The 13,718-nt window shown below is 61.9% G+C and carries 8 protein-coding genes; 2 read left to right on the plus strand and 6 right to left on the minus strand.

Annotation, left to right across the window (positions count from 1 at the left end; genetic code table 11):
- Window positions 1–42: 42 nt before the first annotated feature.
- The 6 genes from O6760_RS28570 to O6760_RS28595 all read right to left on the minus strand — a co-directional run bounded on the left by O6760_RS28570 (window position 43) and on the right by O6760_RS28595 (window position 8,308).
- On the minus strand, window positions 43–1,926 hold the full coding sequence (locus O6760_RS28570; protein WP_269586373.1) for an ABC transporter substrate-binding protein: 1,884 nt from the start codon (window positions 1,924–1,926) through the stop codon (window positions 43–45).
- The gene (locus O6760_RS28575; protein ID WP_269583047.1) at window positions 1,926–3,812 is read right to left on the minus strand and encodes an ABC transporter ATP-binding protein; all 1,887 of its coding nucleotides are present in this window, start codon (window positions 3,810–3,812) and stop codon (window positions 1,926–1,928) included. Before O6760_RS28575 ends, O6760_RS28570 begins: the two co-directional genes overlap by 1 nt.
- 189 nt (window positions 3,813–4,001) lie before the next feature.
- Complete coding sequence (locus O6760_RS28580; RefSeq protein ID WP_269583048.1) at window positions 4,002–5,882, minus strand: adenylate/guanylate cyclase domain-containing protein; 1,881 nt, start codon at window positions 5,880–5,882, stop codon at window positions 4,002–4,004.
- Between the two features lie 110 nt (window positions 5,883–5,992).
- Window positions 5,993–6,577 carry an NUDIX domain-containing protein gene (locus O6760_RS28585; RefSeq protein WP_269583049.1) on the minus strand — a complete coding sequence of 195 codons (585 nt, stop codon included), beginning with the start codon at window positions 6,575–6,577 and terminating at the stop codon, window positions 5,993–5,995.
- Between the two features lie 15 nt (window positions 6,578–6,592).
- Window positions 6,593–7,783, minus strand: coding sequence for a CaiB/BaiF CoA transferase family protein (locus O6760_RS28590; RefSeq protein WP_269583050.1), 1,191 nt, complete (start codon window positions 7,781–7,783; stop codon window positions 6,593–6,595).
- A 27-nt stretch (window positions 7,784–7,810) separates the two neighbouring features.
- Entirely contained in the window at window positions 7,811–8,308 is a 498-nt protein-coding gene (locus O6760_RS28595; protein ID WP_269583051.1) for a class I SAM-dependent methyltransferase, read from the minus strand.
- Between the two features lie 220 nt (window positions 8,309–8,528).
- On the opposite strand from O6760_RS28595, the gene pepN reads away from it, so the two are divergent.
- Window positions 8,529–11,171: an aminopeptidase N gene (gene pepN / locus O6760_RS28600; protein WP_269583052.1), complete on the plus strand. Its 2,643-nt coding sequence runs from the start codon at window positions 8,529–8,531 to the stop codon at window positions 11,169–11,171.
- 158 nt (window positions 11,172–11,329) lie between these two features.
- Window positions 11,330–13,684 (plus strand): PAS domain-containing sensor histidine kinase, encoded by a 2,355-nt coding sequence (locus O6760_RS28605; protein WP_269583053.1) that lies wholly within the window; start codon window positions 11,330–11,332, stop codon window positions 13,682–13,684.
- Window positions 13,685–13,718 lie beyond the last annotated feature (34 nt).

The raw sequence follows: 13,718 nt of genomic DNA on the forward strand, positions 1-13,718 counted from the left end.
CCACCTGCTTCCGGGAATCCGTACATTCGCTTTCGGCCGACCCTACTCGGCCAGATAGAATTCATCCATACGGTGAATCCCGAAATGCGCGCCCGGATCCCATCCGTAGATACCTTCCAGCGGCACGTTTTCAACACCCTTGACCACGACGGGCTGGGGCACACCCGAAACCAGGCCGATGCGGATGGTTTCCTCGGCATGGATGGCAAGCATTTCTTCCCAGATCCGGGCGCGCTCTTCCTGGGTCCTGGACTCCAGCCAGGACTTGTAAAGCTCCATCAGCCGCTCCGCCGGTTTCCAGTCAGGCTTTTCGCCCCCCTCCCCCTGGGTCTCGTAATAGTCACCCCAGGAGTGCCAGGACAGAATGTCACCGCGCACCGGCGCCAGGTCTTCCGGCGGCATTTCGGACGTCGGAATGCCGTTTTCGAGGCCATACCAGACCGACATCACCAACTGGCCGGTAATGGCCCGTTCGCGCAGGTTGTCGCGCTGGCTCGGTTTGGCGAACAGCTTGACGCCGATCTCGCGCCAGGTCTCGCTGACCAGTTCGAGCGCGTCGTCCTGAACCTGTTCCTCACCGGCCGTTTCGACGATGATCTCGAGCGGCCGGCCGTCGGGCAACAGGCGGATGCCCTCGCCATTGCGTTCGGTCAACCCGATCTCGTCCAGAAGCGCGTTGGCCTGGTCGGGATCATACTCCGCCCATTTGGAAGCGTATTCCGCCTTGTAGAGCGGGCTGACCGGCAGCACCGTGTCGTTGCCCGGCTTGCCAAGACCGAAGAAAAGCACCCGGTTGAGAAGATTGCGGTCGATGCCAAGCGAAAGCGCGTGCCGGAAACGCTTGTCCCGCAGGAGCTCGCGCCAGACCGGGTCCTTCACCGTCAGGTTCGGCAGGATCGAAATCTCGGAGCCCTTGCTGTTGGACCAGAGCGCCGTGACATAGTCGTTCTGCTTTTCGCCCTTTTTCAGGACAGTGATGTCGGCGAAGCTGAGATTGCGTGCCTGCAGGTTGCTTTCGCCGGCCTGCGCCTTGGCCGGAATCAGCTTGCTGTCGGCAACGGTCATGACGACTTCGTCTGCATAGGGCAGTTGCTGCCCGGTGCTGTCGACACGGTGATAGAACGGGTTGCGCTCGAGCACGAAGCGCAGGTCACTGTCGTCGCGGTTGCGCACCCAGGGCTGCAAGCTCGGAAGCTCGACATTGCGAGCGTTGTACATGTCGTCCTTCTTGGCATGCAGCGGTGCCCAGCTTCGTGCCTTCACCTTCGCCGCTTCCGCGGCGATAAAATCCGGATCGCCGTATTTTCCGTGAAACTGCTTCAGATAGTGCGCGGGACGATAGAGAAAGGGCGGCCGGGACTTGGCCAGCTCCGGCAGGAACAACGGGTTCGGATCGTCCCAGGTGAACCGCACTGTCGTTTCGTCCAGAACCTCGAATTTCGGTCCCTTGCCGTTCGACAGCAGGAACGGCGGCAGCCCGGACGGTGTCAGTTCCTCGTTGCTGACGACATCCTCGAAATAGTATCGGATGTCTTCCGCTCCGAAGGGATGACCGTCGGACCACTTGTGGCCTTCGCGGGTGTGCAGCGTGAAGATGCGGCCGTCCTCGACTTCGACATTTTCCAGAATGTCCGGAACCAGTTCCAGGTCCTCGTTGTAACCAACAAGGCGTGCATACCCCCAGACATTGATAAGACGCACGTCCTTTGCTCGGCCGATCAATGTGTCGATCTTGCCGCCGTGCTTGCCGACAGTGCGTCCTGTTGCTTCCAGATCGACGACCAAGGGCTCGGACGGCACGCGTTCGGCCACGGGCGGCAGAGACGGATCGAGGCCGGGCGTCTCCTTCAGCTCCAGCGCGGCCAGCGGCCCCGCGATCAGGGCTGCGGTCAGGAACAGACCGGCCCGAATGGAATTCTTAAGCATCATGCTGCAGTCCCCTCAAGCGCCCCGGTGTTCTTCAGTCCGGGTGCGCAGACAAAGTGATCCGGCTCCATTTCGACCAGGGACGGCGCTTGTCCGTCCTCCAGCCGGAAGGGCTCCGGCCAAAGATGCGGCTCGGATGCCCGGTTGGCATCGAGAGCCGCAAAATCAAGTGGCGCCGACAGGTCCGGCTCCGGAACAGCGGACAACAGCGCCTTGGTGTACGGGTGGAGCGGATTGCCGACGACGGTGCGGGTCTCGCCCATTTCAACAAGTCGTCCACGGCACATCACGGCGATCCGGTCGGCGACATAGTCCACAACGGCCAGGTTGTGGCTTACGAACAGGTAGGTCAGGTTGAGGTCGCGCTTGAGATCCTGAAGCAGGTTCAGGATCTGGGCCTGCACCGAGACATCAAGCGCCGATGTCGGCTCATCGCACAAGATGAATTCCGGATTGAGTGCAAGCGCCCGCGCAATACCGATGCGCTGTCTCTGCCCCCCCGAGAAGGAGTGCGGATAGCGGCGCAGGAACCGCGGATCGAGCCCGACGAGGTTCATCAGGTTGCGCGCCCGTTCCGCACGCTCCTTCGGCGTTCCGATGCCATGGACTTCGAGGGGCTCCATCAATGTGTCATTGATGGTCATCCGGGGATTGAGCGACGAGAAGGGATCCTGGAAGATCAACTGGACACGCCGCCTGTAATCCATCAACTCCGGACCGGAAAGGCTGGAAATATCTTCCAGCCCGTTGCCGCGATTGTAAAGAACCTGCCCGCCTTCCAGGTCGAGCGCGCGCAGGATCGCCTTGGCGGCGGTCGTCTTGCCGGAGCCCGACTCGCCGACCAGGCCAAGGCACTCGCCGCGGCGGATGGTCAGATTGATGCAGTCGAGCGCGGTCATGGTCTTGGTCTTCCCGCCCAGGAAGGAGCCCTTGCGCAACGTGAAGTGCTTGGTGACATCCCGCATTTCCACCAGCGGCTCTCCAGGCGTGACCTTGCAGTGCGGGCGGTTGGCGGTCAGGTCCTCGGAATGCAGCTCGATCGGACGGATCGGAACCAGCCGCTCGTCCTTGTCCATGTGAAAGCTCGGCACGGCATTGAGCAGGGCTTTCAAATAGTCATGCTTCGGGTCGGAAAAGAGCTGCTCGGCGGTGCCCTTCTCCATGATCCTGCCATGATAGATCACGGCGATCTCGTCGGCCATGTTGGCAACAACACCGAAGTCGTGGGTGATCATCAGGACCGACATGCGCAGCTCGGCCTGAACCTCGCGGATCAGCTTGAGAATTTCCGCCTGGATGGTCACGTCGAGGGCCGTGGTCGGTTCGTCCGCAATCAGCAGAGCCGGCCGGCAGATCATGGCCATGGCAATCATCGCGCGCTGACGCAGCCCGCCGGAAAGTTCGAACGGATAGGTGTCGAGTGCCCTTTCCGGATCCGGAAACTGGACCAGGCTCAGCATGGTTCTGGTCAGCTCGCGCGCTTCGGCACTGGAGACGTTGCGGTGAAGCAGCGCCGCCTCGCCGATCTGGTCGCCGATGGTGTGCAACGGCGACAGGGAGGTCATCGGCTCCTGGAAGATGATGGCAACGCGGTTGCCGCGCAAATGCCGCATCTGCGGCCCCTTGCGCTCCAGGGCCGCTATGTCGACCGGCGGCTCCGCTCCTGTCGGGTCGGCAAGGATCACCTTGCCGGAGGCGATCGTGGCCGCCTGGGGCAGAAGTCCCATGATGGTCTGGGAGATAACCGTCTTGCCCGAGCCCGATTCTCCCACAAGCGCGACCGTCCGGTTTTCAGGAACGACAAACGAGACGTCGTCAACAGCCCGGACCTGGCCCTCCGCCGTATGAAAATCTACCGTCAGTCCCTCGATCGAGAGAACATTCACCGCGTACTTCCTCCCAGGCAAGGATTGTCTGACCGAGGCTTACTAAGCCCTCATTGCATTTCAAAGACAACCAAATTCGCCATGGGATAGCAATGCAGGAATCCATAGATTGCCTGTGTGATCTGTGTCACAAAACGGAAAATTACCGCAGAAACGGCCCGCCACCGGCCACCTGCCGTAGAGGCAACTTTACTCGGCGGCCGTAACGGGAAGTTTTTCTGCGCCGACCTCTTCCGGTTCGCAGGCAGCAAAGGGATCCAGCCAGTAGACTTCCATGCGCCCGCTGCGGCCGCGCAGGTGGTGGTCGCCGACCGCCTTGTGATCATGTTCTCCCGGCAGTTGCGCCACCGTGGCCGCGCTGGCCAGAATCGTCACCTCCGGGGTGCCTTCCACTTCCCTGCCAAGTGTCTGGAGCCGTTCCGCGGCGTTCACCGTGTCTCCGACGACGGTGTAGTTCCAGCGGTCCAGCGCACCGACGTTGCCGACAACCGCGGGTCCGGTGTGAATGCCGATGCGCAGGGACATTTGAGGCCGGCCGGCTTCTGCCGCTTTCCGATTTGCCTCGTGCAGGGCGGCAGCGATTCGCCGCGCGGTGCGCACCGCCGCCCGGGCATGGTCGGGCCGCGCATCCGGCGCGCCCCAGAAGGCCAGCATGCCGTCGCCCAGGAATTTGTCGACCGTCCCTCCCTCGTTTTCGACGGCTTCCACGAGGATCGCGAAATGTTCATTCAACAGACCCGCCGTATCCTCGGCACTCAGATGTTCCGAAAGGGCCGTGAAGCCGACGATGTCCGTGAACAGGATGGTGAGTTCGGCTTCACGCGGCTCGGCGGCAGACCTGCCGCCAAGCCGCATCAGCTTGATGAACAGGGACCGTGGCACGTAGGTGTTCATGGCCTTCAGGCCCTCGACCATCGAATTGAAGGCGGAGGCGACCTGATCGATCTCGGCGACACGGCTGCGCGGCAGGGGTTCAACATCATTCAGCGACAGGGAGCCGACGCGCTTGGATTGCAGAGCCAGGTACTTCAGCGGCCGTGCCACCCGCCGGCCCATCCAGAAGGCGATCAGCACGGAAATGACGAGCGCACCGAAGCCGACAAACATGGATCCCGCCAGGCGGCGGACCTCGCGGGAAACGGTCGCACTCAAATAGTACTGGCCAACCGTCCAGGGCATGTCGCTGAACCCTTCCAGCAGGGCTTTCATGACGATGTATTCATCATCATTGGCCTGAACGAAGGACACATCGATGCCAAGTTCAGCGGCCTTCTTGAACTCGTCCAGCGGCTGCTCGCTCGCGATTCCGGCCAGCACCGGATCTCCCACACTCAAAAAGGAACCGGGCAGGTTTTCACGGATCGCACCACCGGTCTGGAGCCAGTCCGCATCGGAATGCAGGATGACCTGATCACCGTCGGCAATGATGAAGACGGTGTTGTCGACGCCTTCGTCCTGGGCGGTCACGATACGCCCCAGCTCCTCCATGGAGGTGGCGGCGGTCAGCATACCGATTTTCCGGCCGTCGCGAACGAGGGGGACCGACACATTCGCGAACAGGCCGACGTCGTGTTTGACAAGCGCGCCCCAGGTCGGCGGGCTGTCGGCGGTAAGTTCCGGCATGTCCTTCGGCGTCATGCCCGGAGGGGGCGCGTCGGAGCTGATCCGCCAGATCTTGCCATTGTTCGCCCGGTAGACGCCGAGCCGCCGACCGTCGGCGTCGGTCACGGCTAGCGTGGTGATGTTGTTGTTCGAATTCAACGCGATCGTCAGGTCTTCCAGGGTCCTTTCCGGATCCCCGAACCCGATCGTGCCCTCGTCGAAATAGGGCTTGAGACCGACGACGGCGTTTTCAATCGAGGCAAAATGGGTGCGCAGCTGGGTTTCGAGCGACTGGGTGCTCAAGATCGTCTTGTCGTTGAGCAGGGAAAAGGTATTGCGGAAATTGGCGGAGACGGACAGCCCCAGAACGAGCCCGATGGCAATGGCCACGAACGCACCGAAGCTGAGCCCGACGATGGTCGTCAGGGGCAGCTTGATCCTGCGTCTGCTGCGCTTCTCTTTGCTCATCAGGCGGCGCCCCTTGTTGTCATCCGGCAGCTTACCTGCCTGACACTTTGCGTCAAATTAAGGCACATGCTTCAGGTTCCACCGGAATTGTTCCGTCCGGACCGCACTTTTCACAGCCCTGCCTGTCGAAGGGCCAGTTCCTGCAGAAGAATGATGGTCTTCGCATCCGCAATCTCCCCGGCCCTGACCATGGCCAGGGCCCGTGCGAGCGGCACATGCATCACCTCTATGTCCTCGCCTTCGTCCGGCTCGCCACCGCCTTCCGACACCTTGTCCTTCAGATGGTAGGTGCCGGTGAAGAATGCCAGATACTCCGTGACCGAGCCGGGGCTCATGAGCGCGTCGAAGAGAAACTCGAGTTTCGAGACGTCAAAGCCGGTTTCCTCGATCAGTTCCGCCCGCATGCGCTCTTCGGCCCGTGCACCTTCCAGCAGACCGGCCGGCGCCTCGATCACGAACGGATCCTTGCCGCTGAACCACACCGGCAGGCGAAACTGGCGTGTCAGCAGCACACAACCGGTTTCCGGGTTGAACAAAAGGCAGGCGGCGCCATGGCCCCGGTCATAGACTTCGCGAACCTGTTCCTGCCATGTGCCGTCCCGGCGCCGATACCGGATCTTGTGACGGGTCAGCGTGCCCCATTCGTCCGACAGCACCGTGCTGTCGACGATGTCCAGAAACTCCGCGCTCTTCATGAAGCCACCCAGTACTCAGTCGGCCGGATCGGCAACGTGCGCCAGTCCGAGTTCGGCCAGGATTTCATCGGTGTGTTCGCCCAATGCCGGTGCCGCCCGCTCCAGCACGAGCTCGCTGTTCCTGAACCGGATCGGCGTGCGTACGGAGGCAACGGTGCCGGTTTCGGTACCTGTTGCAGGCAGATCAACTTTGAGACCCCGGTGCAGAACCTGGCTATCCTGAAAGACGTCCGCCACGGAATTGATCGGGCCGGCGGGCACGCCCTCGCCTTCCAGGGCCGCCAGCAGATCATCCCTGGTTCGCGTTTCGGTTTCCGCCACCAGGACCGGCACGAGTTCGGATCGGGAGGCAACCCGTGCCGCGTTGGTGGCGTATTTCGGCTCTTCGGCAAGATCGGGACGGCCGAGAACCGCGCATAACCGCCTGAACTGGCCGTCATTGCCGACAGCGATGATCAGGTGTCCGTCGCTGGCGGGGAAGACCTGGTAGGGCACGATGTTGGGATGGGCGTTGCCGAGGCGTTTCGGCGATTTTCCGGAGACGAAATAGTTCAGGGCCTGGTTGGCCAGGACACCGACCTGGGCATCGAGCAGCCCCATGTCGACCCACTCACCCTCGCCGTTCTGGTCGCGCCGGCGCAAGGCGGCAAGAACGCCGATGACCCCGTAGAGGCCGGTGAAGATGTCGGCAAAAGCCACGCCGATCTTCTGCGGATCGCCGTCCGGGTCCCCGGTCAGGTCCATGATGCCACCCATGCCCTGGATCATGAAATCGTAGCCGGCCCGGTGCGCATAGGGCCCGTCCTGGCCGAAGCCTGTGATCGAGCAATAGACAAGCTTCGGATTGACCTCGGCGAGACTGTCGTAGTCGAGGCCGTATTTCGCAAGCCCGCCGACCTTGAAGTTCTCGATCAGGACATCGGCCTCGGCGACGAGACGGCGGACCACTTCCTGACCTTCCGCGGTGCGGAAGTCGACCGTGATCGAACGCTTGCCGCGGTTGCAGGCGTGGAAATAGGCGGCGTCACGATCCTTGCCGGCCTCATCGCGGACAAAAGGTGGGCCCCAGCCCCTGGTATCGTCGCCCTGCGGGCTTTCCACCTTGATCACGTCCGCGCCGAGATCCGCCAGTGTCTGCCCGGTCCAGGGCCCGGCCAGGATGCGGGCAAGTTCAACGACCTTGATGCCTTTTAGCGGCGCACTCATTTCATTGATCCCAATGCGGCCTGCAGATCAGGCTTCGGCGGTCTTGCGATAGATGTGGTAGCGGCCCGGATGGATTCCTCCGGGTTTTTCGAGCTTTTCGAAATTGTCCAGGTCAAGCTCCAGCGCCGTCAGCACATATCCGCCGACCGCCATGCGCTGGTCGACCAGGGGCGCCAGCCAGTGGACGATCGCAAGGTCGTTGGTCGGATCCGCGGAGCCGATGTCGATATGGGCAAAGGAAGCCTTCGACTTCACGCGCGGCTCGCAGAAGGCAAGCGTGTCGCGGATATCACCGAGGATCATGTGCTCGGCGTCGGGCGCGCAGCTCGGATGACAGTTCATCGCGAAATCGAAGACGAAGATTTCCTTGTCAGGATAGATCTCGCGCAGGTGATCATAGGTCCTGCCGTTGCCCAAACCCAGCTCCAGAACCGGACCTTCAACTTCATTGACCTTGTCGACCAGGTATTCCAGCAGAATTTTTTGCGATGTCATGCGGCGGATAAAACTGTCCAAGCGGCTCATTCAGAAGGTCCCTGTAGCTGATGCACCCCTCACATAGACAATGGCCCGTCCCACGTCAAAACCCCTCTGCCCAATCGCATCACCGGCCGGGAGAAACCCCGCCCCGCCCGCAGGTGGCCCCAATCAGTTCTTTGACACGTTCCCTGATCATGGTAACGCCTTAGCGTCGTTCGCTTGCCTTTTCCCAGTCTCCCGCGGACCGACATTTCAGGAGTTCCAGATGCGTTCCGAAACGGCGCCGGCCATCCGGCTGGAAGATTATCAACCGTCCGCCTATTGCATTGATACCGTCGATCTGAACGTTGAACTCAACCCGACGGCCACCAGGGTCTCCGCGACCCTGTCGGTACGCAGGCAAACCGGCACGCCGCCGGGCACGCCGCTTCTTCTGGATGGCGACGAATTGACCATGGTGGAGATCAGGCTGAACGGCGCTCCGGTCGCTGAAGACAGTTTTTGTGCCGATTCCGACCGGCTTGAACTGAAGGCGCCTCCCCCGGATCCGTTCGAGCTGACGCTTGTGACCGAGCTCAATCCGGACGCCAACACCAAGCTGATGGGCCTGTACCGATCGTCGGGAACCTATTGCACCCAGTGCGAGGCGGAAGGCTTTCGCCGCATCACCTATTTCCTCGACAGGCCGGATATCCTGTCGGTCTACACGACACGGCTGGAAGCCTCAAAGACCGACTGTCCCGTGCTGCTTGCAAACGGCAACCTGTCGGAGACCGGCGATCTGGAGGGCGGCCGCCATTTTGCCGTCTGGCACGATCCGCATCCCAAGCCGGCATATCTGTTCGCCCTGGTGGCAGGCGATCTCGCAGAGGTCTCCGATACCTTCACCACGGCGTCCGGCACTCATGTCGACCTGAACATCTATGTCGAACACGGCAAGGACGACCGCTGCGGCTGGGCGATGGATTCCCTCAAACGGTCCATGCGCTGGGACGAGGACGCCTTCGGGCGCGAATACGACCTTGAAGTCTTCAACATCGTCGCCGTCTCCGATTTCAACATGGGCGCGATGGAGAACAAGGGTCTCAACATCTTCAATGACAAATATGTCCTGGCTGACCCGGAAACAGCGACAGACCAGGACTATGCCAATATCGAGGCCGTGATCGCCCACGAATACTTCCACAACTGGACCGGCAACCGGATCACCTGCCGCGACTGGTTCCAGCTGTGCCTGAAGGAAGGCCTGACCGTGTTTCGCGATCAGGAATTTTCCTCCGACATGCGGTCGCGCCCCGTGAAGCGCATCGCCGACGTACGCCTGTTGAAATCGCATCAGTTCCCGGAGGATGCGGGACCGCTGGCACACCCGGTCCGGCCAAGAATCTACCACGAAATCAACAACTTCTACACGGCAACGGTCTATGAGAAGGGCGCCGAGGTCGTCCGTATGCTGAAGACCCTGATCGGTGCTGAAAAGTTCCGGGCCGGTCTGGACCTCTATTTCGACCGGCACGACGGAGAGGCGACCACAATCGAGGCGTTTCTTACCTGTTTTGAGGAGGCCGCAGAGGTCGACCTTGCCCGGTTTTCCCTCTGGTACGAGCAGGCCGGCACGCCTGTGGTCACGGCGGAATCGGAATACGATCCGGACCGCATGACCTTTACGGTCTCCCTCGGTCAGGAAATCCCGCCGGTACCCGGTCAGAAGACAAGCAAACCCGCGGTCATTCCTCTGCGTTTCGGTCTGATCGGCCCCAATGGAGACGATCTGGAGGTCTCCCCGCCCAGCGGAGCCGAAGTTGCGGGAGACGTCCTGATCCTGGACAAATCCCATCAGGACGTCACCTTCGAGAACATTGCCTCCAAGCCGGTCCTGTCCCTGCTGCGCGGATTTTCCGCGCCTGTTCGCCTCAATCAGCATCTGGAGCCTGAGGACCTCGCGTTTCTTGCGGCCCAGGACAGCGACCCGTTCAACCGTTGGCAGGCGGTGCAAACGCTTTTGATGCGTGATCTGGTGCGGCTTACCGCATTGACCAGGCAGGGACAGGCCCCGACCTGTTCGGACAACGTGATCGATGTCATCGGGTCGGCCTTGCTCGACACCGGCCTCGACGACGCGCTGCGCGCCCTGGCCCTGACCCTGCCAAGCGAAGCGGATGTCGCGCAGGAAATCGGCAAGGATGTCGACCCGGACGCCATCCACAATGCCAAGTCGGTCATGCGCAATGCCATCGGCAACACACATCTTGAGACGTTGCGCAAGTTCTCGGCCGGGCCTTCCGGCGACGGAGGCTATTCGCCTGACGCCGCTTCAGCCGGCAAGCGCGCCCTCGCAAACCGGGCGCTTTATTATGTCGCCGCTTCCACGGACCCCGACGGTTTTGACCTCGTGTGGGACCGGTTCGCGTCTTCCGACAACATGACCGACCGGCTTGCGGCCCTCACGCTGCTGGTGCACGACGCCATGCCGAAGCGGGACGAAGCACTGGACCGGTACCGCAACCGGCATCAGGACAATTCGCTCGCCATGGACAAATGGTTCATGACCCAGGCGACATCACCGCACCACGACACCGTGGAAAAGGTCGAGGCTCTGATGAAGCACCCGCTTTACGATCCCGGCAACCCCAACCGCGTGCGCGCGCTGCTGCAATCCTTTGCCACCGGCAACCCGACGCAGTTTGCCAGGGCGGACGGGGCCGGGTTCGAGCTGATCGCCGAATCAGTTCTGGAGATCGACAAGCGAAATCCGCAGGTCGCCTCCCGCCTTCTGACCAGTTTCCGCTCCTGGCGCGCACTTGACCCACAGAGATCTGCCCTCGCGGAATCTGCGCTCCTGCGGGTATCCTCATGCGAAGAACTGTCGAGAGACAGCCGCGATATCGTCGACAGAACCTTGCAATAGTGTGCAATACTGGCATTGGTTAACGCGAGACCAGAAAAACGCGCCGCGCGTTAACCATTTTATTCTTGGGCAGGTCTGGACAAAATCAGACGTTTTGATTCAAATGGAAGTGATTCGGGGCAAGCTCCGATGAGGCGGTTTTTTGAGGCACACTTCCTATGGCGCGAGCACTTGCTGGCGACGCTTCCACGCGGCGCGGCGACAAGGAGTCTGAAAGCGAGACAGATGCGGGCCTAACCGGCTTGCCCCTGAATTCGCTGGCCGGCACGGTCCGCAGCGGCCTGGCCCGCTCGGACGGCCTGATGCGGCGCCTCATTCCCGGCCTTGCCATCCTGTTCATCATCGTGCTCGCCCTGTTCCGTGCCGGCGAACTGGCCAGCGACTACTCCGACACACAGAAGGCCGCCGAGACCACCCTGAGCCTGATGGCAACGGTGGTTGCCAACGGCCTCACCGGTTCGCAGGACACGTTGCCGAAGACGGGCTACCGGACCTCGCTCAAGCGCATCCTCGCCGACAGCCTGCCCGCAGGAGCCACCAGTGACGGCCGGATCTTCCTGGTATCCGACCAGGCCGGCACCATCGCCGCCTCGGCACCGATCCAGCCCTCCCTCGAAAGCCGGCCCATCAGCGACCTGCTCGGCCATTCCCAGCCCCTGACCGTATTCGGCGCGCGCGCGGGCGTGCTGCCGCTTGCGGTGGACCTAGGCAACGCGGCCGGTGAAGAACAGGTTCTGGCGACGGTCCATCATCTCGACGGCAGTCTCGGTATGGTTGCGGTGTTGCAGCCGGAAAGCGCAGTGCACGCTCAATGGCGCGATGACCTTTCCGCGAATGTAACCCTGTTCGTCGGCACGTCGCTGGTCCTGCTGGCCGTCATCTACGGCTTCTTCAGCCAGGCCACCCGCGCCGAGGTGGCGGACGACATGTACGCCGCCACCCGCGGGCGCATCGACACCGCCCTGACCCATGGCCGGTGCGGCCTGTTCGACTGGGACCTCTCCCGGGGCCGGATGTTCTGGTCGTCTTCTCTATACGAGCTGCTGGGCCGTGAACCCAAGGACGACATCCTGAGCTTCGCGGACGTGGCCGACATCACCCATCCGGACGATATCGACCTGCTCGGCCTTGCAGAACACCTGCTGGAAACCGGCGAGACGCTGGTGGACGAAACCTTCCGGATGCGCCACGCAGACGGCAGCTGGATCTGGCTGCGCGCCCGCGGTGAAATCCAGTCCGAAACGGGACGGGCGGAACCGCACCTGATCGGGATCTGCATCGACATCACCGAACAGCATGAACTTGCCGAACAAAGCCGCATGGCCGACCTGCGGCTGCGCGACGCGATCGAGACGATCTCCGAGGCCTTCGTTCTCTGGAATGCCAGAAATGAGCTGGTGATCTGCAATTCGAACTACCAGGCCCTGCACAGTCTGCCGACATCGGTGATCGTTCCGGGAACACCGTACAAGGACGTGATGGCCGCGGCTTCCAATGCCGAGGTCGCACCGCACCCCGTCTCGGTTCGCCAGCGCGGCGGCGCGCCGGAAGGCTCCTACGAAGCCCAGCTCGAGGACGGCCGCTGGCTGCAGATTTCGGAACGCCGGACCAAGGACGGCGGTTTCGTCTCCGTCGGAACGGACATCACCGCGCTGAAGAAACACGAAGAAAAGCTGATGGACTCGGAAAAGCGCCTGAAGGCGACCGTTTCCGATCTGCAGAAGTCCCGGCAGACCCTCGAAGTGCAAGCACGTCAGCTGGTCGAGATGGCGGACAAGTACCAGGGGGAAAAGACCCGTGCCGAGGCCGCGAACAAGGCCAAGTCCGAATTCCTGGCCAATATCTCGCACGAGCTGAGGACACCGCTCAACGCCATCATCGGCTTTTCCGACATCATGACCCAGGAGATGTTCGGCCCTCTCGGCACCAATCGCTATAGCGACTACTGCAAGGACATCTACTCGTCCGGCATCTATCTTCTCAATGTCATCAACGACATCCTCGACATGTCCAAGATCGAGGCCGGACGCATGTCGATCGAGACCGAAGCCGTCAGCGCTTCTGCCGCGGCCAAGGATGCCAGCCGGATCGTGACTGGCGCGGCAACGGAGAAAAACATCACCGTCACCTCCGACGTCGCCAAGGAGCTGTTCGTGCAGGCCGACAAGCGGGCCCTGAAACAGATCTTGCTGAACCTGCTTGCCAATGCGGTGAAGTTCACCCCTGACAACGGGACCGTAACCCTCAGGGCCCGGCCGCGCGGCGACAAGCTGCGCTTCGAGGTCGTCGATACGGGGATCGGCATTTCCGACCGCGACATCGAACGGCTCGCCCAACCTTTCGTTCAGGTGGAAAACCAGTTCACCAAGACCCACCAGGGTTCGGGCCTCGGTCTTGCCATCGCCCGCTCCCTGGTCGAACTGCACGGCGGGTCGCTGACGATCCAGTCGGAAGTCAAGAAGGGCACCACCGTCAGCTTCACGCTGCCGCTGGCTCAGGAAGCCGCCGCCTGATCCGGGACATGGCGCCATTGCGACGGGCCGGGGG

Origin of the sequence: Roseibium sp. Sym1 (genome assembly GCF_027359675.1) — a bacterium.
In the GTDB taxonomy this organism is placed as follows: Bacteria; Pseudomonadota; Alphaproteobacteria; order Rhizobiales; family Stappiaceae; genus Roseibium.